Raw genomic sequence first — 15,561 nt, forward strand, 5'->3', positions numbered from 1 at the left:
GTGGCGGATGCCTCGGGTCAGCCGCAGGACCGCCCGGTTTCGCTGCGGGGCGTCATGCCGGGACGGCCTGGCGCTTGCGGGCCGCTTTCGCGTCGAGGATGCTCACGTCGATCTGGCGCCAGCGCCCGTCGTCGATGAGCCTCTCCAGCACTTCGCCGAGCATGTCGAAATACACCTCGTCGTGCCGATCGACCAGTTCGACCGATTCACCGTTCTGACGGTGCAGTTCCACCACGTAGGTGTCTCCGCCGCGGTCGTAGAGGATCGTCACCCGGCCCTCGAACTTCGCGGTCGAGACCGTGAAGCTGATCGCCGGCGGGGTCTCGATGATCTTGGAGGGCGTGGGATCGACCCAGGTGAAGTCGCGGGCACCGGCATCCACCAGCATGTGGGTGATGCGCCGGAAGCGATCGGGGGCCGGCATCTCCTCCAACTGCTCGATGAGCTGGCCCAACTCCATGCACTGCGGCGTGGGAATGGGCAGCTTGGCCGGCGCCGAGCCGAGGATGTGCCTCGTGATGGTGTACGGCGTGCCGTCCGAAGTCTCCTCGGTGATGACCTCCGGCGTGTCCGCGCGCAGTCCGTCGAAGCGACGACGGGCATAGGGTTGGACATGCACCTTGGCGCCTTCGGCAGGAACCGTGGTCACCAGGCTGGGATCGAGCACCGCGAACTCGGAAGGCTTGAGCTTGACGACGATGGCATCGTCGGTCGCGGCGACCACCTTGCCGTCGAAGGGTTGGGGGTCGATGGCGAAGCCCAGCGTTGAGGACAGCGGCTGATCATCGAACACGCGGTACTTGAACGACCGCACGTTGCGGGGCACATGGCCTGCGACCAGCGAAGGCATCATGGATTTGATGAGGGAACGATCCATGGGGAAACTCCTTGAGGAAAAACAAGGGATTCCCCGCCCGCAAGGGAGAGGTCCCTTGTGGGTGGCGTGGATGGACGCGGTAGGTCCGTAGGAAGAAACGACCAGCACGGTTTCCCGCGCTTGCAGCCTCGAAGGTCTCGACTGCCTGGGCATGTGCCGGCAACGCCGACGAACATGGGGCAAGCATGGCCCTGGGGCGGTCTGCCTGCCCGCAGGAAACGGCACCGCACCACAACCGTTTTCCTGTGCTGCGGGCAAGAAAAAGCCCCTCGAAAGGGGCTGGAGGAATCAGGCTTGGTACACGAAGTAGTGCTCGCGCTGACGCGGAAAGAACACGTGTTTCCACGTGTCGCCGCTTGTGTTGCCACCGTCGAAGACGACCATTTCGTAGTCGTCCACGTCGGTGTCCACCAGGTCGGCGCTGGCGATATGGCGCATGTGCAGCGTGCCGCTCATGCGCTCGAATACCAGGATCTGGCCGATGGCATCTTCCTGGCTCATGGCGTTGACGCAGGCTCCGAGTTGGTGCTCGAAGTCGGATGCGGGTGTGATGAGGTCGGGGAACATGGGATCGCTCCTGTGAAAGTGCGCCGGCCCGGCTCTCTGGCGGGAGACCGGGCCGGCATGCGGTGAGGACAAGGAAGGCCGGGGATGTGTGTGGCAGCTATTCGCCGGCCAGCGATAGGCCCGGCAACACGGGTGCGTCGGCATCGAGGATGAGGATGCGCACGTCGGCCTGGCCGGCCAGTTCAAGGATCTGTGCCAGCTCGTCCGGCATGCCCTTGCTGCGGTGCTCCTGCCGAAGCTGCTCGGCGGCGATCCCCTCGACGTCCTGCAGGTGCTGGTCCGTCCAGGGCGTGGAGATCAGCTTGACGCCGATCGCCGGGCTGTAGGGAATCCGGAACGCGATGAACAAAAAGGCCTCCGGCGTCGCGAGGTCAGCCAGGTTGGCCAGGTACTGGCCGGTTTCGCGGCTGATGTGCGCGCTGCTGATTTCCCAGCACCGGCTGTAGTAGCCGGTCTCGAAGCTCAACCGCTGCACGACTTCCCGTGCGGCCTCGGCCGAATAGGTGTCGCCAATGTGGACGGGGCGGCCGTCGAAGTCGTCGCCGTGGATCGCGTACACCACGGCACCCACCATGCCTTCGCCGCTGCCCCCTTCAGCCGCGTCGCATTCGGCGATCAGTGCGGCGCCGACAGGTTCGGTGCCAGTCCTGACCACCGCGAAGTCGCTGGTGATGATGCAAGGAGAAGAAACCAGCGCCGCGTCGCAGAGGTGCTGCTGGCTCGGGTGGATGTTTCGCCAAACATGCGGGCTTCCGTCCTCGTAGCTGATGGACAGCGTGCGGACGATTTTCAGATTCCAGTAGCCGCGTAGAAAGGGATTGGGATTCTGGGACATGGGATTTCTCCAACAGAATAATGATGGAGCAAATCCCCGCCACCGGGAATTGACCCCGGTGGGTGGAAAGAAAGGAAACAGCGTCAGGTGACGCTGATCGTTGGCGTTTGGGCCAATCGCTCGGCGACGCGCCGGCGCAAATTCATGCGGAATGGCTCGTCGCTGACGCCCGCCAGCAGATTGATGGTCTCCAGCGCGATCAGGGCCGAAGCCTCTTCGATGTCGGCGGCCACAATGGTCTTGCGCAATTGGTCGCCGAGCTGGAGGGCCTGGGAGGAGGAGCTGATGAAGCGGACCTCGCGGCTCAGGTAGCAGCCGTTGCCGCCGAACTCGAACAGCCGCGGCTTGCTGCAGTACCAGCAGCCCTCGAACTGGATGGCGGTCAGGTGGTGCCCGTCATCGAACCGGGTGGCGATCAGAAACAATGCGTCGAGATCGGCGGTGTCCTCGAACGAATGACGGTCGATCAAGTTCCCCAGCTCTTCGTCCTCATCGGCACGGAAGTGCACGGCGAGCAGTTCGAGCAGCGGCGGGATCGACAGCCCTTCGTCGTCCGGCATCGGAATACCGAGTTGCGTGGCCAGGTCTTCCAGGCCATCGAGCACGTCCGGCCATTGCGGATTGGTGGTCTCGGCGATCTGGGCGATGTAGGCCTGCCCGTTGCCGGGGTGGCTCTCGTCCAGCGCGAAGGCGCCGAACAGCGCCTGGATGACGGGCGTCACACGGTCGAGCACGAGAACGCCGGTGGCTTCGTAGTAGTTGTTGGCCATGAAGGCTCCTTTCGATGAATGAACGGAGCCAGCCCTTGCGGACGATGGCATCCGCAGGGGAAACCGCCTGATGCCGGATGGCGCTGGGCGGGGAGAAAACGCGAGGGACATGGCCTCGAACGAGGCGCATGTCCCTCATGGGGTCCCGTGAACGCAGTGATGAAGGTGTGCCAGGGACCGGCTCACCAACCGCTGTAGTTCAGCAGCAGGTCGGCGATCACCTGGCGACGTTGCAGATCGAGACCATCGAAGTCCGACAGTCCTTGGAAGTGGCAGCGCTTGAGCATGGCACCGCCCTCGCGCGCGTTGTAGAAGCTGAACATGGCGGACAGGAACATGCGTTCCCCGCTGCTCAGGACGCCGAGTGCGTCGTTGGCACGCAGCATGTCGGGACGCAGATCCCACTTGCTCTTTGCCTGGTTCAGGCCTTCGCGCGTGCCGTCGCCAAACCATTGCGGGCCTGCGATCTCGACGCCGCGCTTCCAGACCTCGAAGAAGGCTTGGGGCGCGGCGGCGAAATGCTGCTCTTCCCGCATGATCTGATCGACGACTTCCTGGGGCAAAAGCTGGTTCATGACGTGGTTCCTCCAGTTGGATCAGGGTGTGGCGAGCTGGGACCAGCCGCCTCTTTCGAGGGCACGTTGAGCCGCGGCATAGCTGCGGAAGTACTGGCAGGATTCCCGCGAAACGGGACCTTCTGTATCGCGCGTGCCGATGTAGTGGCCGGCGGCGCTATGCAGGATTTCGAGCGGCAGGAACTTGCCGCAATGGATCAAGGCCAACTGGCCGAAAGAGGCTTGCTGGGACATGGACGGGCTCCTTGGAAAAAGCGGGGCCTCGTCCCTCACGGGATGGCAGCTCCCGCACGCGGTTGAGAAAAAAGCATCGGCGTCACGGGTGACGCGCGTCCGCAGACTCGATGCGATGGCGGACTGGCGGGTAGCGCGGAAAGAATCCGCGGCAGCCTGGAAACTCTGGCTGCTGGCATGGTGCTGACGAATCAGCGACACATGCGGGCAGCTTCATGCGCGAGGCGAGCCGCGTCAGCCGGAAATCGGCATTTGCAACAGCCCCGATTGGCGAACGCGGAAAAAAGAAAGCCCCGCAATAAGTGCGGGGCTGTCAGGAGGATGAGGCGAAACTGGGTCAGCGAGGCCTGTCGCCCAGTACATGCTGCTTCCACAGGGCGAATGCCTCGTCCGGTCCCAGCTCTGCGAGGATGACGATGGGCTGGCCCCGACGGGCACGCAGCGATGCGAAATACGCTGGCCGGTCGGCGATGGCGTTGAGCTTGATGCCCTTTAGGAACAGCAACTGGCGGGGGCGAACTTTGGTGGTAACGCAGGCATGATTGCGCTTGTTTGGGGCAAAAGGGCCAGCGAAGCGGGCGGACACGGCCAGAAAACCGCGACGAACTACTTGTACTTGCCAGGCGAGGCGAACGGGTGACATCAGCATATCGCTATGCGGTAAAGAAGACCGTCCTAAAGCTTGCAGGATCCCGGCATAGCTTCATCATCACCTCTCCGTGACGGCTCATTGGAACGAAAAAGGCCAGCATCGCCGTGATGGACTTTCATAATTGCCAGGTCAACTGGCTTGCGTGCTGTTTATTCACAGCAAGGCATTGCGACGTCGTTGCAGCAATCGCCGCCATCGCAACAGGGCGTTGCAGCAAAAGCGGCGGTGGGCGCTAGCATGAGGGCCAAGCCGCGGCCGCTCATGCTGGGGGCCGTTCTCTTCAGATTGGTGTCCTGCACCGTGTGCATTGCGAATTTCCGGATCGTCCCAATGTCACTGGGACTCCTTTGTGGCGGCCGGGTTCTCCACGCTCATGAACGACTGGGCCACCAGCGCGATCGCCCCGCCCACGATGGCCATGTCAGCGATGTTGAAGGCGGGCCAGTGCCAGCCGTGCAGGTGAAAGTCGATGTAGTCGATAACGTGCCCGCGCGTGGCGCGGTCGAACGCGTTGCCCAATGCGCCGCCCAGAATGAGGCTGTACGAAAGGCCTTCCGTTTTGCGCAGCGGCCGGGAGAGCAGCCATGCGAGCCATGCCGATATTGCGAACGCGATCGCCAGAAAAAACCACCGCTGCCAGCCGCCCGCGCCAGCAAGGAAGCTGAACGCCGCGCCGGGATTGAGAGCGTGAACTAGGTTGAAGAATGACGCCACCTCGTGCGACCAACCCAAGGGAGTTGTCGCGTCAATGTAGCTCTTAGCTGCCTGATCGCCGGCGAATATAACGATCGCGAGTGAGTACCACTGCGTCTTGCGAAGAGATGGTTCATCCATTGTTCATGCCGCCTTGAACTTCAGGAGGCGCAGCCCATTGACGACAACCAAAAGACTTGCCCCCATGTCAGCGAACACAGCCATCCACATGGTGGCATGCCCTGTGAACGTCAACGCAAGGAACACCGCCTTGATGCCAAGGGCCAGAACGATGTTCTGCGTGAGGATCGCCGCAGTGCTACGCGACAGCCGGATGAAGGCGGGGATCTTGCGCAGGTCGTCGTCCATCAGGGCGACGTCGGCTGTTTCGATCGCGGTGTCGGTGCCGGCCGCGCCCATGGCGAAGCCGATGTCGGCACGGGCGAGCGCGGGCGAATCGTTGATGCCGTCGCCCACCATGCCCACCTGGCCCTCGCCGCCGACCAGGCTTTCGATGGTCTTGAGCTTGTCTTCGGGCAGTTGGTCACCACGGGCTTCAGAGATTCCGACCTGGGCAGCGATGGCCGCGGCCGTGTGCTGGTTGTCCCCCGTCAGCATCAGCGTGCGCACACCCAGCGCCTGCAGGTCGGCCACCGCCTCACGGCTGGTTTCCTTCACGGTGTCGGCCACTGCAAAAATGCCGAGCACGGTCGCATCGTCCATCAGCAGGATCGCTGTCTTGCCTTGGCGCTCCAGGGTCTCCAGCCGAGCCTGGAGCGTCGCTTCGCTCAGGCCCAGCTCCTGGGCGAGCCTGTGGTTGCCCATGTGCAACATGCGCCCGGCGACGCGGCCGCGCACGCCGCGGCCAGGCAGCGCCGCGAAGTCGTCGACCTCGTGCAGCGCGATGCCGTCACGGTTCGCCTTGCGGGCGATGGCCTGAGACACAGGATGGTCCGAGCGTGCCGCGAGGCTTGCGGCCCAGGCGGCAACTTCCTGCGCCTCGCCGATCAGCGGCACGAAGTCGGTCTGCTCGGGCTTGCCATGTGTGAGTGTGCCGGTCTTGTCCAGGGCCAACGCCTTGAGCTTGCGCCCGCCCTCCAGGTAGACGCCACCCTTGATCAGGATGCCGCGTCGGGCGGCAGCGGCCAAGCCGCTGACGATGGTGACCGGCGTGGAGATGACCAGAGCGCAGGGGCAGGCGATCACCAGCAGTACCAGGGCCTTGTAGACCCAGTCAAACCATGCGCCGCCGAAGGCGAGCGGCGGCACGACGGCAACCAGCACGGACACCGCGAACACCGCCGGCGTGTAGACGCGGGCGAACTGGTCGACGAAGCGCTGCGTGGGCGCACGGCTGCCCTGCGCGGACTCCACGGCATGGATGATGCGCGCGAGCGTCGAGTCGCTGGCGCCTGCGGTCACCTTGTATTCGAAAGAGCCGGTCTCATTGATGGTTCCGGCGAAGACCTGGTCACCTTCGGCCTTCTCGACGGGCAGGCTCTCGCCGGTGATGGGCGCCTGGTTGATGGCCGATCGACCCGAGGTGATCAGGCCGTCCAGTGCGATGCGCTCGCCAGGACGCACGCGGACCACCGCGCCCTTTGCGACCTCCTTGGCCGGCAGCTCTGTCCATGAGCCATCGGCCTGCCGCACGGTCGCGGTCTCGGGCGCCAAGTCCATCAGCCCCCGAATGGCGTTGCGGGCGCGGTCCAGCGACTTCGCCTCGATCACTTCCGCCAACGCGAACAGGAACATGACCATGGCGGCCTCCGGCCAGTGGCCGATCGCCATGCCGCCGGTGACCGCGATGGCCATCAGGGCGTTCATGTTCAGGTTGAGGTTCTTCAGCGCGATCCAGCCCTTCTTGTAGGTGCTGAGGCCGCCGGTGAAGATCGAAACCAGTGCCAGCACGATCACGGCCCAATGATTGCCGTCGTTGACCCAGTACACGCCTTCGGCGGCCACCGCCGCAACGCCCGAAACCGCCATCGGCCACCAATTGGTCTTGTGCGCGGCCACCGGGGCATCGCGCGGCTCATCAGTCCTCTGGACCTCGGCTTCCATGCCCAGCGATTCGATGGCTTCGACTGCCGGCTTGATCGCGTCGGGTGTGTGCCGAACCGTGAGCGTGCGCTGCATCAGGTTGAAATCCATTCCCTGCACGCCCGGCATGCCTTGCAGCTTGCCGCGGATCAGACTTTCCTCGGTCGGACAGTCCATCTTCGCGATGCGAAGTACCGTGGTGGCTGTCTGCATGTCCTGCCGCGCAGCCTGCATTCCAATGGAAGCAAGCGCCTTCTCGATCGGCGCTGAGGTCGCCAGCGTGTGCTGGACTCCCAGCACACGCTGCATCAGATTGAAGTCGAGCGCGGTCACACCCGGCAGCTTGCCCAGCCGGTCGCGGATCAGCGCTTCTTCCGTCGGGCAATCCATGTTCTCGATCCGGTACGTCACCCGCTCGCCGATCGGCGGCGCGGAAACGGCAGCGGTTGGTTGCTGCTGCAGGGCCGAGGATGGGATCACAGCCGCGGCTTCGATCGGCCCCGTGTGGCCGAAGGTCTGCTCCTTGGCGCGCATGCCGATCGAGGCCAGGACCTGCTCCATCTGCGCGCGTGCCTGAGCGAGGTGTTTCACCGACAGGGTGCGCTCAGCGAGGTCGAAGTCGAGGTCCTGAATTCCCTCGACTGCCCCGAGGTGCGAGCGGATGAGTTTCTCCTCGCTCGGGCAGTCCATGTTCTCGATGCGGTAGGTGGTCGACACGGCGGCGTCTCGGACAGCCTGAGCCTTCATGCCCACCGAATTCAGCGCTTGCTCCAAGGCATCGGCCGAGACTTCGCGGTGCGAAATGGTCAACAAACGCTGCGGAAGATCGAACAGGAGCCGCTCGACACCGGGCATGCCCTCCAGCGTTCGCCGCACCAGTGCTTCCTCATTGCGGCAATCCATGTTGCTCACGTGGAAAACGGTGGTTTCAGTGCTGGCCTGCTCACTGGCGCACGCCGTCTGTTGGCCATTGCCGCCGGAGCAGGCGCATGGGCTGGAAGGTTCTTTGTTCATAGATCGCTCTTCATTGACAAGGTTTTCCCCGGATGCCATCATTAGAAAACCTCTAGTAGATATAGAGTCAAGTTTTTTATAGGAAGCAACCATGATGCGGATCGGTGAACTGGGCAAGAAGGCAGATTGCTTGGTGCAGACCGTGCGCTTTTACGAGTCAGAAGGCTTGCTGCCCGAGCCTGCACGTAGCGAGGGCAACTTCAGGCTCTATGACGAAGTCCATTTGCAGCGCTTGCTGTTCATCCGCCGCTGCCGGGCGAAGGACATGACGCTGGATGAGATCCGTCAACTGCTGAACTTACGGGATCGGCCAGAGTTGGGCTGCGGCGAGGTGAACGCGCTGGTCGACGCTCATATCGCGCAAGTGCGGACCAAGATGAAGGAATTGCGCGCCTTGGAGCGCGAGTTAATGGATCTGCGACGCTCCTGCGATAGCGCCCGAACCTCGCGCGAGTGCGGCATTCTCAACAGCTTGGCCGAGCCCGCCTGAAGCTCGAGCGTGTCATCGGTGCTGGAAGTGATCGGGTCCAGTTCTGAGAGCCACGTGCCGCGCTCCATCATGCGAAAGCGCGCGATTCTGACGTTTTGAGACGGCGTGCGACCGAGGGCGTGGCCCACAGGAGCCAGCGCGAGCCGGACGACCTGCGCGCCGCAATCTCCGCCACCTTACGGGTTCTCCAGGCCAGACCGAGCATCGCGGCGTGGCTGCGCAGGTGCAGGTGCAGGCCAAGGTAGCAGTGCGCCACGACGCGGCCCGACTCATGGGCACGCCACGCAACTCGCGATCGCTTCGCAAGAAGCCGCAAGGCCCGACTCGCGCAAGAATGCGACGTGGGCAAGATCGTATAGCCAGCAGCGCAAGCGTTTGCCGCTGCTGGCCGGCTCCGGAAGGGATAGACAAGCTGCGGGCCGTAGTCCATTGGAAAGTCCATCTTTCTTGAGTGTCACTCTTTGGCGCCCAGCGTGTGCTTTTGCGACCGGAAAGCGCTGAACAAGTGGCCCCCGGGCATCCAGAAATCGCCGTAGTTGACTTGGGCGTCTTCGTGCTCACGCTTGTGATGCCAGCGATGGGCTTCAGCCACCCCGATCAACAATCCCAACGGCCCGACCCGGTATCCCAGATTGGAGTGCTGGAAGGCCAGATGCACGACCAAGAAGCCGAGCCATGCGCCGACGGCCAACCACAGCTTGGAACGCCGCTACTGGCTCAACGGGGAGTGGAAAGGCCGCCCGCCCTCTAGCAAGGCGGCACAAGCGAGCGCGACGATCACTGTGAGTAGCTCCGTCGGAAAAGACGGCCGGCCGGTCGCGAGCTCGCCGAAGAGCACAACCGCAGTGGCGCCACGGATCAGTGGATAGCAGCCATACCGGATGACAGTCGCAATGAAGGGGGCGCATTGGTGCTCATCTGTTCTGTCCTAAAGCTCTGACTGGATTGGAAAACCTTCTAGCTACGGTAGAGTCAAGGGCGTCCGGGAAGACCCTGTGGCAAGTTCGTTGCATCTGCGCCTTGACTCTCCAGCCGCTACAGGCTTCAGCATCCATCGATTTGGAAGGAACAATGCATGGCTGAAAACCACAGAAATCACGAAAACGACGAGTTGGGCCGCCTAGATGCGAGCGATGCGAAGGACCGAAAGATTCTTCTGACTGTGTTGCTGATCAACCTGACGCAGTCCGCCGCCGGCATTGCCCTTGGCATCTGGGCTGGCTCTACGGCGCTGATGGGCGCCGGGTTGGACAACCTCGCCGATGCGTCGGTCTATGCGGTTAGCCTGTATGCCGTCGGTCGTGCGGCAACGGTCAAGGTGGGCGCGGCCCGCTTGTCGGGTTTCTTGCTAATCGGCCTGGCCGCGCTGCTGCTGTTGGAAGTCCTACGCCGCTTCGCTGGAGGGGAAGAGCCTGTCGGCCCAGCCATGATGGCCATGGCCGCGCTGAACGCGGCTTTGAACCTAGTGTGCCTCAGACTACTGCGCCTCCATCGCGGGGAAGATGTGAACTTCAAGGCGTCAGCGATCTTTACCAGCAACGACTCCATCGTCAATGGTGCGATTGTGCTGTCCGGGGTGCTGGTGATGGGGTTCGGGTCGAACATCCCGGATCTGGTGCTGGGCGTCATCGTGGCCGCAATCGCAGCGAATGGGGGGCGGGAAATCCTGCGCGAAGCATCGGAAACAGCTCGCCGTAAGGCGGGCACATAAGGCATGTTTTCGCCCAGTTCATCCCGAGGTTTACCTCTGCAAAAGAGGTAGTCCAGCCTTTGGGCTACGGCCTCGGCTGCAGCCGAGCGTACCATTGGCGATGGCCGCGCGATAGGCGGGCATGCCGTTCTCGACCTCCGTCTGCCGTACAGCAGCGGTGCGCAAGGTTGAGGGTGCATGTCGTCTCTCCTGTTCGTGTGGCCCAGGCCAATGGCCGGGCCGGGACGTTGATGGGCAGGAGAATGGCGCCGAAGGCCCAACGGCCTTCGGCTCGGGAGAAAAGAGGAACCACCCGTGGGCTGATTGGCAGGCCCGGTCGTCGCTAGAACCGTCTGCTCATCAAGCAATCACACCCGGCCCATGTCGTGGCTGGGGCCGGCATCGTCTGGCGCACATCCGCGCACAAAGGGAGCCCGTTTTTGCACCGGCGGGCACCGGCACCGATTACCGCTGACCACGAAGGGTCTCCCGGTGGCTCGTGCAGCCTGGCAAGCCACCGGGAGACCCTTCGCAGAGGGCGGAAGAAACGCAGATCAACAGAACGCGCGTGGTGCGGCTCGCAGAGAAGCTACCTTCAGGTCCCGCGGCCGGGGACGGCTGGGCGGGACGCGCACACGGATCAAGAAGGCGTTGCGCGCTGGGCGTCCCGCAGGGCATGCGGCGGAGTGCGGGACAGGGGCCACGCCGCCGAAGGCGGGCACGGCTCACGGGGAACGGGGGCGGTCAGGAGCCTTTGCGGCCGCTACGGCGCGGGCGCGAGGCGCCGCGCTTGGAGCTGCCGGATTCGACTGGCAGCGTGCCTTTGCAGTCCGGGTAGCGGCTGCACGACCAGAACGGGCCGCTCTTGCCGCTGCGCTGGCGCGTGGGTGCGCCGCACTGCGGGCATGCCGGCCCTTGGGGAACCTTGATGGACAGGGAGGCGCTGCCGTACTGCGCAATCAACTGCGAAATCCACGCGGCCTGCTTGCCGATGAACACGTCCAGGGTGAGCTGTCCGGCCTCGATCATGTCGAGCGCCTGTTCCCAGACGGCGGTGGTGCCAGGGTCGGCAATCGCCGCAGGCACGGCATCGATCAAAGTGAAAGCCGCATCCGAGGCGCGGATGGCGCGCCCCTTCTTCACGAGGTAGCCGCGAGCGATCAGGCCGCCGATGATGTTGGCCCGCGTCGCTTCGGTGCCGATGCCAACCGTATCCTTGAGCTTCTGCTTCAGGCGGGGATCGGACACCAGCTTGGCGACGCCTTTCATGGACTTGACCAACTCGCCTTGCGTGTACGGTTTGGGCGGCAGCGTCTTGAGTGCCTTGAGATCGACGTCGGCCACCTGGCATGCCAGGCCCTCATACAGTTTCGGCAGCGCGGGCAGCACCTGGGCGCGGACCGCAGTATCGCCCTCGCCATCACCGTCTTCGGCCTGCGGCTCGGCGAGCACCTGGCGCCAACCCGGGATGACAACCTGCTTGCCCGTGGCCGCCAGGTTCTGCCCCCCGCACGAAAACTTGGCCACAGTGCGGTCGAACTCGTGGTGAGGGAGGAACTGCGCCAGGTAATGCGACCGGATGAGCCTGTACACGGCCAGTTCCTTCTCGCTCATGGCGGAGAGCTTCGCCGGTTCGAGCGTCGGGATGATGCCGTGGTGCGCCGTGACCTTGCCATCGTTCCAGGCGCGCGAGCGCTGCGAGCGGTCGAGCTGGCCCATGATCGAGCGCAGCGAGGGATCGGTCTTGAGCAGGCTGTCGAGAACGGTGGGCACTTCGGCAAACATGCTCTCGGGCAGGTAGCCGGAGTCCGAGCGGGGGTACGTCGTGGCCTTGTGCGTCTCGTACAGGGCTTGGGCAATCTCCAAGGTTTCCTGCACGTCCAGCCCAAGCTGCTTGGAACACACTTCCTGCAAGGTGCCCAGGTCGAACGGCAGCGGCGGGCCTTCGCGGACACGCTCAGTCTCCACCGACACGACGTGGGCACTGCCCGCAGCGCGGATCTGCTGCATGGTCTGCTGTGCGACCGGCTGCCGCAGGCAGCGGCCTGCGTCGTCGGTGCACGCATCGGGTGGAACCCATTGCGCGGCGAAAGTCGAACCGCCTGCGAACAGGGACACGGCGATGGCCCAGTATGGTACGGACACGAAGCGCGCGATCTCGCGGTCGCGGTCCACAACGAGCTTGAGCGTCGGGGTCTGTACGCGGCCGACCGACAGCACGCCGTCGTAACCCGCCTGTCGCCCCAGCACCGTGAACAGCCGGCTCAGGTTCATGCCCACGAGCCAATCCGCACGGGAGCGCGCCAGCGCCGAGTGGTACATCGAAAGCGTCTCGGCCGAAGGCCGCAGCTTGCCCAGTGCCGCCCGAATGGACGCATCGTTGAGCGCCGACAGCCACAGGCGTTCGATGGGGCCGCGGTAGCCGCAAAGCTCCACGATCTCGCGGGCGATCAATTCGCCCTCGCGGTCGGCATCGGTGGCGATAACCAGGTGAGTCGCCTTCGCCAAGAGCGCCTTGACGACCTTGAATTGCGTGGCGGTCTTCGGTTTGACCTCGACCCGCCAGTGCTGGGGAATGATGGGCAACTGCTCAACGGACCATCGTTTGAGCTGCTCGTCGTAGGCCTCGGGCGGCGCCGCCTCCACGAGATGGCCGATGCACCAGGTGACCGTGACGCCGGAACCGTTGAGGCAGCCTTCACCGCGCTGCGTGGCGCCGAGAATCCGGCCAATGTCTTTGCCCTGGGAGGGCTTCTCGCACAAGAACAGCCGCATATCCGTCCATCCCGATTCCTGTTGTTCATGGAGTTGCTGGGATCGAGGATGCCGAGCGCAGCCCCTGGCAGCAGCAAACAAGCCGCATGCGGCAGCGACCGCTTTCACGCCGATGAAATGGCGAGTGCGGGGAAGGTGCGTGGCCGGAAGTGTGCGGGCCGAGAGCCGCGATTTCCGGGAGCGCGCGTGGAACTCGGTGGACGTTGGTGGAGCTATCCCCTGGGGATAATTCGCAGCGCATGGAGGGCGGCGAAGCACTGCGGCAGCCGCCCTCCATGCCCGATCACTTCCTGCGCTTGGTCTCTTTCGGCGCCGTCGATTCCTGGGTGGCCTGGGGCTTCGGCTCTGCCTCCTGTGGCTTCGGGCTGAGGGCCACAGACTCGATGCGGTACGGCAGGATGCCGACACTGCGCGCGTTGACCTGCCAAGTCTCACGCGGCTGATCTTCGTTGTCCGTCCAGGGGTCGCGCTCCATGCGGCCGACGACCAGCACCCGCATGCCCTTCTGGTAGAGCTGCTGCCAGCGGTCGGCGTCGTGGTGCCAGAGTTCCACCGGCGCCCAGAAGCCGCCGCGGTCCTCGAACTCGCCGCCCTTGGTGGGGACGGGGTTGTCGAAGTACACGTTCAGCCGGAGCAACCGGCGAGGATCGTCGTTGCCATTGGGGAATTCGCGGTACTCGGGAGGCGATCCGATGTTGCCCTCGCCGATGAATTGTGTGCTCATGTTGGAATCTCCGTGGTGGTTGAAATACCCGTGCCTCGTTGGGCTCGGGCGCGTGCTCGGATGGCAGGCGCAATCACCGATCGCGCACTGCGGCAGGAACGGACGCGAGCCGGCGCAGGTAGGTGTTGTCCGCCTGCGCGGCCTTGCTGGCGCATTCCTGTGCTTGCCTGCCCAGGGTGTGCAGCAGGCTGATCTGCATGTTCAGCATGACGCGCTGCAGTTCGATCTCGTGCAGGTCGTGCAGCAGGTTGACCGGCGTGCTGGGGCTCGCCATCAGCTCCTGCCACAACGCCACGCCCATGGCCGATCGATCGTGCTTGCGCCAGCGAAGAAAGGTCGTGCCTGCGCCAGTGGTCTGCTGGGCCAGCTCGACGGGAAGCAGGTGGAAGGGATGCCCGCACGCCTGTGGCAGCACCTGTCGCTGCGCCAGGGCAATCAACTCGTCGCGCATGGCGAAGCACTGGCTGGCCCAGGCCTCGAAGTCCCCTTTACCTTTAAAAGGCTTTAAAAGGCCTTTTAGAGAGGCCGCGTGTTCCAGCCGCATGAAGGCTGGCTGTTCCAGACGACGGAAGTAGCGCGGTTCGCGGTTCGGGTCGCTCATGCCGGTTCGTCCTCGCCGGCGGCTGTGGACTTGGCCTCGGCCGAATCGGCGGCAGCGCCTTCGTCGGTGGGAGATGCGGCTGCGGCAGCGCTATCACCACGCTGTTGCAGACCACGGCGCACGACGGGCGGCGCAAACTTCGAGCGGCGCATGCCTTCGAGCACGTCCTGCGGCAGTTCGCCGAACTTCTCCAATGCTGCCCGAGCTGCGGCGTTCTTGGCCGCGAAGTCGTCGCGGGTGCAGCCCGAGTAGCGGTATTGCTGGGCCAGGCTGAACAGGCTGCGCAGCGCGTGGGCACCTTCGTTGAGCCAGCGCTCCAACGTCGAGCGATCGATCAGCGCGGTGTGGTGGGCGAGGATCAGCTTGCGGGCGATGTCGTCGTAGTCGGCCAGCAGATAGACGGCGGCAAAGCCGAGCTGCGCGTTCACGAACAAGGGGAGCTTCACCGGCTGCACGTTGAGGTTCTCACCCAGGCTCAACGCCGCAGGCACGCCGGCCAGTGCCTGGTCAACCTGCTCGCGCAGCGATTGCAACGTGGTCCTGGTCTGGTCGAGCTTTTCCTCGATGCGCAACATCCACCAGTCGCTGTACGGGTCGTCCTGCTCCGAGCCGCGCTTCATCTTGTTCATCACGGCGATGTAGCCGTTCAGGCCGACGATGCCGGGTCGCCCCTCGGCGGCGGCGCGGCCATGCCAGATGCGCGAGGCGTGGTGGGTGTGCAGCGTCAGCGACATCGCGCTGCGCAGGGAGCCGAGGTTGAGTTGCAATGGTTCGTTGCTGGTTGCCATGGTGATCGCTCGCTGGTGGACAGGGAGCCGCCAGCATCCGCATGCAGCGGAAGGCAGTCAGTCAACAAACCGAAATGAGCCGACCCCCGGTTCTGTGCGCGCTGGCGGCGCAGCGCGCAACGGTCCCCTGGGGACCGCTCCGCAGATGGGCACTCACATCGGCGTTCCCGTCCTCGGTTGTTGACGGTATGCGTGCTGCACCGCACGTCGCGCTGCCGTTCGACACGATCCTT

Annotated in this window: 17 protein-coding genes; 2 read left to right on the forward strand and 15 right to left on the reverse strand. The window is 64.2% G+C overall.

All coding sequences use genetic code 11. The annotated features are described in order from the left end of the window. Positions 1-52 precede the first annotated feature (52 nt). The 9 genes from ACZK4H_RS08105 to ACZK4H_RS08145 form a co-directional block, all read right to left on the reverse strand. Positions 53-877, reverse strand: a complete 825-nt coding sequence (locus ACZK4H_RS08105; RefSeq protein WP_003098941.1) for a hypothetical protein — start codon at positions 875-877, stop codon at positions 53-55. 288 nt (positions 878-1,165) lie between these two features. Continuing rightward, entirely contained in the window at positions 1,166-1,444 is a 279-nt protein-coding gene (locus ACZK4H_RS08110; protein WP_003116828.1) for a hypothetical protein, read from the reverse strand. Between the two features lie 97 nt (positions 1,445-1,541). Next, complete coding sequence (locus ACZK4H_RS08115; RefSeq protein WP_003116829.1) at positions 1,542-2,279, reverse strand: DUF5983 family protein; 738 nt, start codon at positions 2,277-2,279, stop codon at positions 1,542-1,544. An 83-nt stretch (positions 2,280-2,362) separates the two neighbouring features. Next, the gene (locus tag ACZK4H_RS08120; protein ID WP_003116830.1) at positions 2,363-3,049 is read right to left on the reverse strand and encodes a hypothetical protein; all 687 of its coding nucleotides are present in this window, start codon (positions 3,047-3,049) and stop codon (positions 2,363-2,365) included. Between the two features lie 182 nt (positions 3,050-3,231). After that, positions 3,232-3,624: a hypothetical protein gene (locus ACZK4H_RS08125; protein WP_003116832.1), complete on the reverse strand. Its 393-nt coding sequence runs from the start codon at positions 3,622-3,624 to the stop codon at positions 3,232-3,234. A 21-nt stretch (positions 3,625-3,645) separates the two neighbouring features. Beyond that, the gene (locus ACZK4H_RS08130) at positions 3,646-3,858 is read right to left on the reverse strand and encodes a hypothetical protein (RefSeq protein ID WP_003116833.1); all 213 of its coding nucleotides are present in this window, start codon (positions 3,856-3,858) and stop codon (positions 3,646-3,648) included. A 337-nt stretch (positions 3,859-4,195) separates the two neighbouring features. Further along, positions 4,196-4,507 (reverse strand): hypothetical protein, encoded by a 312-nt coding sequence (locus tag ACZK4H_RS08135; protein ID WP_003108988.1) that lies wholly within the window; start codon positions 4,505-4,507, stop codon positions 4,196-4,198. Positions 4,508-4,843: 336 nt separating this feature from the next. Then, positions 4,844-5,344 (reverse strand): signal peptidase II, encoded by a 501-nt coding sequence (gene lspA / locus ACZK4H_RS08140; RefSeq protein WP_003098955.1) that lies wholly within the window; start codon positions 5,342-5,344, stop codon positions 4,844-4,846. Between the two features lie 3 nt (positions 5,345-5,347). Beyond that, positions 5,348-8,260 carry a heavy metal translocating P-type ATPase gene (locus ACZK4H_RS08145; RefSeq protein ID WP_003098961.1) on the reverse strand — a complete coding sequence of 971 codons (2,913 nt, stop codon included), beginning with the start codon at positions 8,258-8,260 and terminating at the stop codon, positions 5,348-5,350. Positions 8,261-8,351: 91 nt separating this feature from the next. Here ACZK4H_RS08145 and cadR point away from each other — a divergent pair, with 91 nt between their 5' ends. Further along, entirely contained in the window at positions 8,352-8,750 is a 399-nt protein-coding gene (gene cadR, locus ACZK4H_RS08150; RefSeq protein WP_003098965.1) for a Cd(II)/Pb(II)-responsive transcriptional regulator, read from the forward strand. A 67-nt stretch (positions 8,751-8,817) separates the two neighbouring features. Here the strand turns inward: cadR and ACZK4H_RS08155 are convergent, their stop codons facing one another. Both ACZK4H_RS08155 and ACZK4H_RS08160 read right to left on the reverse strand, forming a co-directional pair. Next, positions 8,818-9,192: a DUF3703 domain-containing protein gene (locus ACZK4H_RS08155; protein ID WP_011516992.1), complete on the reverse strand. Its 375-nt coding sequence runs from the start codon at positions 9,190-9,192 to the stop codon at positions 8,818-8,820. A gap of 12 nt (positions 9,193-9,204) precedes the next feature. Continuing rightward, the gene (locus ACZK4H_RS08160; RefSeq protein ID WP_014747696.1) at positions 9,205-9,414 is read right to left on the reverse strand and encodes a sterol desaturase family protein; all 210 of its coding nucleotides are present in this window, start codon (positions 9,412-9,414) and stop codon (positions 9,205-9,207) included. 411 nt (positions 9,415-9,825) lie between these two features. On the opposite strand from ACZK4H_RS08160, the gene ACZK4H_RS08165 reads away from it, so the two are divergent. Then, the gene (locus ACZK4H_RS08165; protein ID WP_099552667.1) at positions 9,826-10,461 is read left to right on the forward strand and encodes a cation efflux transmembrane domain-containing protein; all 636 of its coding nucleotides are present in this window, start codon (positions 9,826-9,828) and stop codon (positions 10,459-10,461) included. 723 nt (positions 10,462-11,184) lie between these two features. On the opposite strand, the gene ACZK4H_RS08170 is transcribed toward ACZK4H_RS08165, so the two are convergent. The 4 genes from ACZK4H_RS08170 to ACZK4H_RS08185 form a co-directional block, all read right to left on the reverse strand. Then, complete coding sequence (locus ACZK4H_RS08170) at positions 11,185-13,215, reverse strand: DNA topoisomerase III (RefSeq protein ID WP_003116834.1); 2,031 nt, start codon at positions 13,213-13,215, stop codon at positions 11,185-11,187. 283 nt (positions 13,216-13,498) lie between these two features. Next, complete coding sequence (locus ACZK4H_RS08175; protein WP_003098976.1) at positions 13,499-13,939, reverse strand: single-stranded DNA-binding protein; 441 nt, start codon at positions 13,937-13,939, stop codon at positions 13,499-13,501. Positions 13,940-14,012: 73 nt separating this feature from the next. Beyond that, entirely contained in the window at positions 14,013-14,540 is a 528-nt protein-coding gene (locus ACZK4H_RS08180) for a DUF3158 family protein (RefSeq protein WP_003098978.1), read from the reverse strand. After that, positions 14,537-15,328, reverse strand: a complete 792-nt coding sequence (locus ACZK4H_RS08185) for a PFL_4669 family integrating conjugative element protein (protein ID WP_003116836.1) — start codon at positions 15,326-15,328, stop codon at positions 14,537-14,539. The genes ACZK4H_RS08180 and ACZK4H_RS08185 overlap by 4 nt, the downstream gene beginning before the upstream one ends. Between the last annotated feature and the right edge of the window lie 233 nt (positions 15,329-15,561).

The organism is Stenotrophomonas sp. 78350_Sma, assembly GCF_056482105.1.

What these genes read in the sequence shown, in the direction of transcription:
- cadR (WP_003098965.1), top strand. Translation starts at nt 8,352, where the DNA reads ATGATGCGGATCGGTGAACTGGGCAAGAAGGCAGATTGCTTGGTGCAG.
- ACZK4H_RS08110 (WP_003116828.1), bottom strand. Translation starts at nt 1,444, where the DNA reads ATGTTCCCCGACCTCATCACACCCGCATCCGACTTCGAGCACCAACTC.
- ACZK4H_RS08135 (WP_003108988.1), bottom strand. Translation starts at nt 4,507, where the DNA reads ATGCTGATGTCACCCGTTCGCCTCGCCTGGCAAGTACAAGTAGTTCGT.
- ACZK4H_RS08120 (WP_003116830.1), bottom strand. Translation starts at nt 3,049, where the DNA reads ATGGCCAACAACTACTACGAAGCCACCGGCGTTCTCGTGCTCGACCGT.
- ACZK4H_RS08130 (WP_003116833.1), bottom strand. Translation starts at nt 3,858, where the DNA reads ATGTCCCAGCAAGCCTCTTTCGGCCAGTTGGCCTTGATCCATTGCGGC.
- ACZK4H_RS08185 (WP_003116836.1), bottom strand. Translation starts at nt 15,328, where the DNA reads ATGGCAACCAGCAACGAACCATTGCAACTCAACCTCGGCTCCCTGCGC.
- ACZK4H_RS08165 (WP_099552667.1), top strand. Translation starts at nt 9,826, where the DNA reads ATGGCTGAAAACCACAGAAATCACGAAAACGACGAGTTGGGCCGCCTA.
- ACZK4H_RS08175 (WP_003098976.1), bottom strand. Translation starts at nt 13,939, where the DNA reads ATGAGCACACAATTCATCGGCGAGGGCAACATCGGATCGCCTCCCGAG.
- ACZK4H_RS08105 (WP_003098941.1), bottom strand. Translation starts at nt 877, where the DNA reads ATGGATCGTTCCCTCATCAAATCCATGATGCCTTCGCTGGTCGCAGGC.
- ACZK4H_RS08125 (WP_003116832.1), bottom strand. Translation starts at nt 3,624, where the DNA reads ATGAACCAGCTTTTGCCCCAGGAAGTCGTCGATCAGATCATGCGGGAA.
- ACZK4H_RS08170 (WP_003116834.1), bottom strand. Translation starts at nt 13,215, where the DNA reads ATGCGGCTGTTCTTGTGCGAGAAGCCCTCCCAGGGCAAAGACATTGGC.
- ACZK4H_RS08155 (WP_011516992.1), bottom strand. Translation starts at nt 9,192, where the DNA reads ATGGACTTTCCAATGGACTACGGCCCGCAGCTTGTCTATCCCTTCCGG.
- lspA (WP_003098955.1), bottom strand. Translation starts at nt 5,344, where the DNA reads ATGGATGAACCATCTCTTCGCAAGACGCAGTGGTACTCACTCGCGATC.
- ACZK4H_RS08180 (WP_003098978.1), bottom strand. Translation starts at nt 14,540, where the DNA reads ATGAGCGACCCGAACCGCGAACCGCGCTACTTCCGTCGTCTGGAACAG.
- ACZK4H_RS08115 (WP_003116829.1), bottom strand. Translation starts at nt 2,279, where the DNA reads ATGTCCCAGAATCCCAATCCCTTTCTACGCGGCTACTGGAATCTGAAA.
- ACZK4H_RS08145 (WP_003098961.1), bottom strand. Translation starts at nt 8,260, where the DNA reads ATGAACAAAGAACCTTCCAGCCCATGCGCCTGCTCCGGCGGCAATGGC.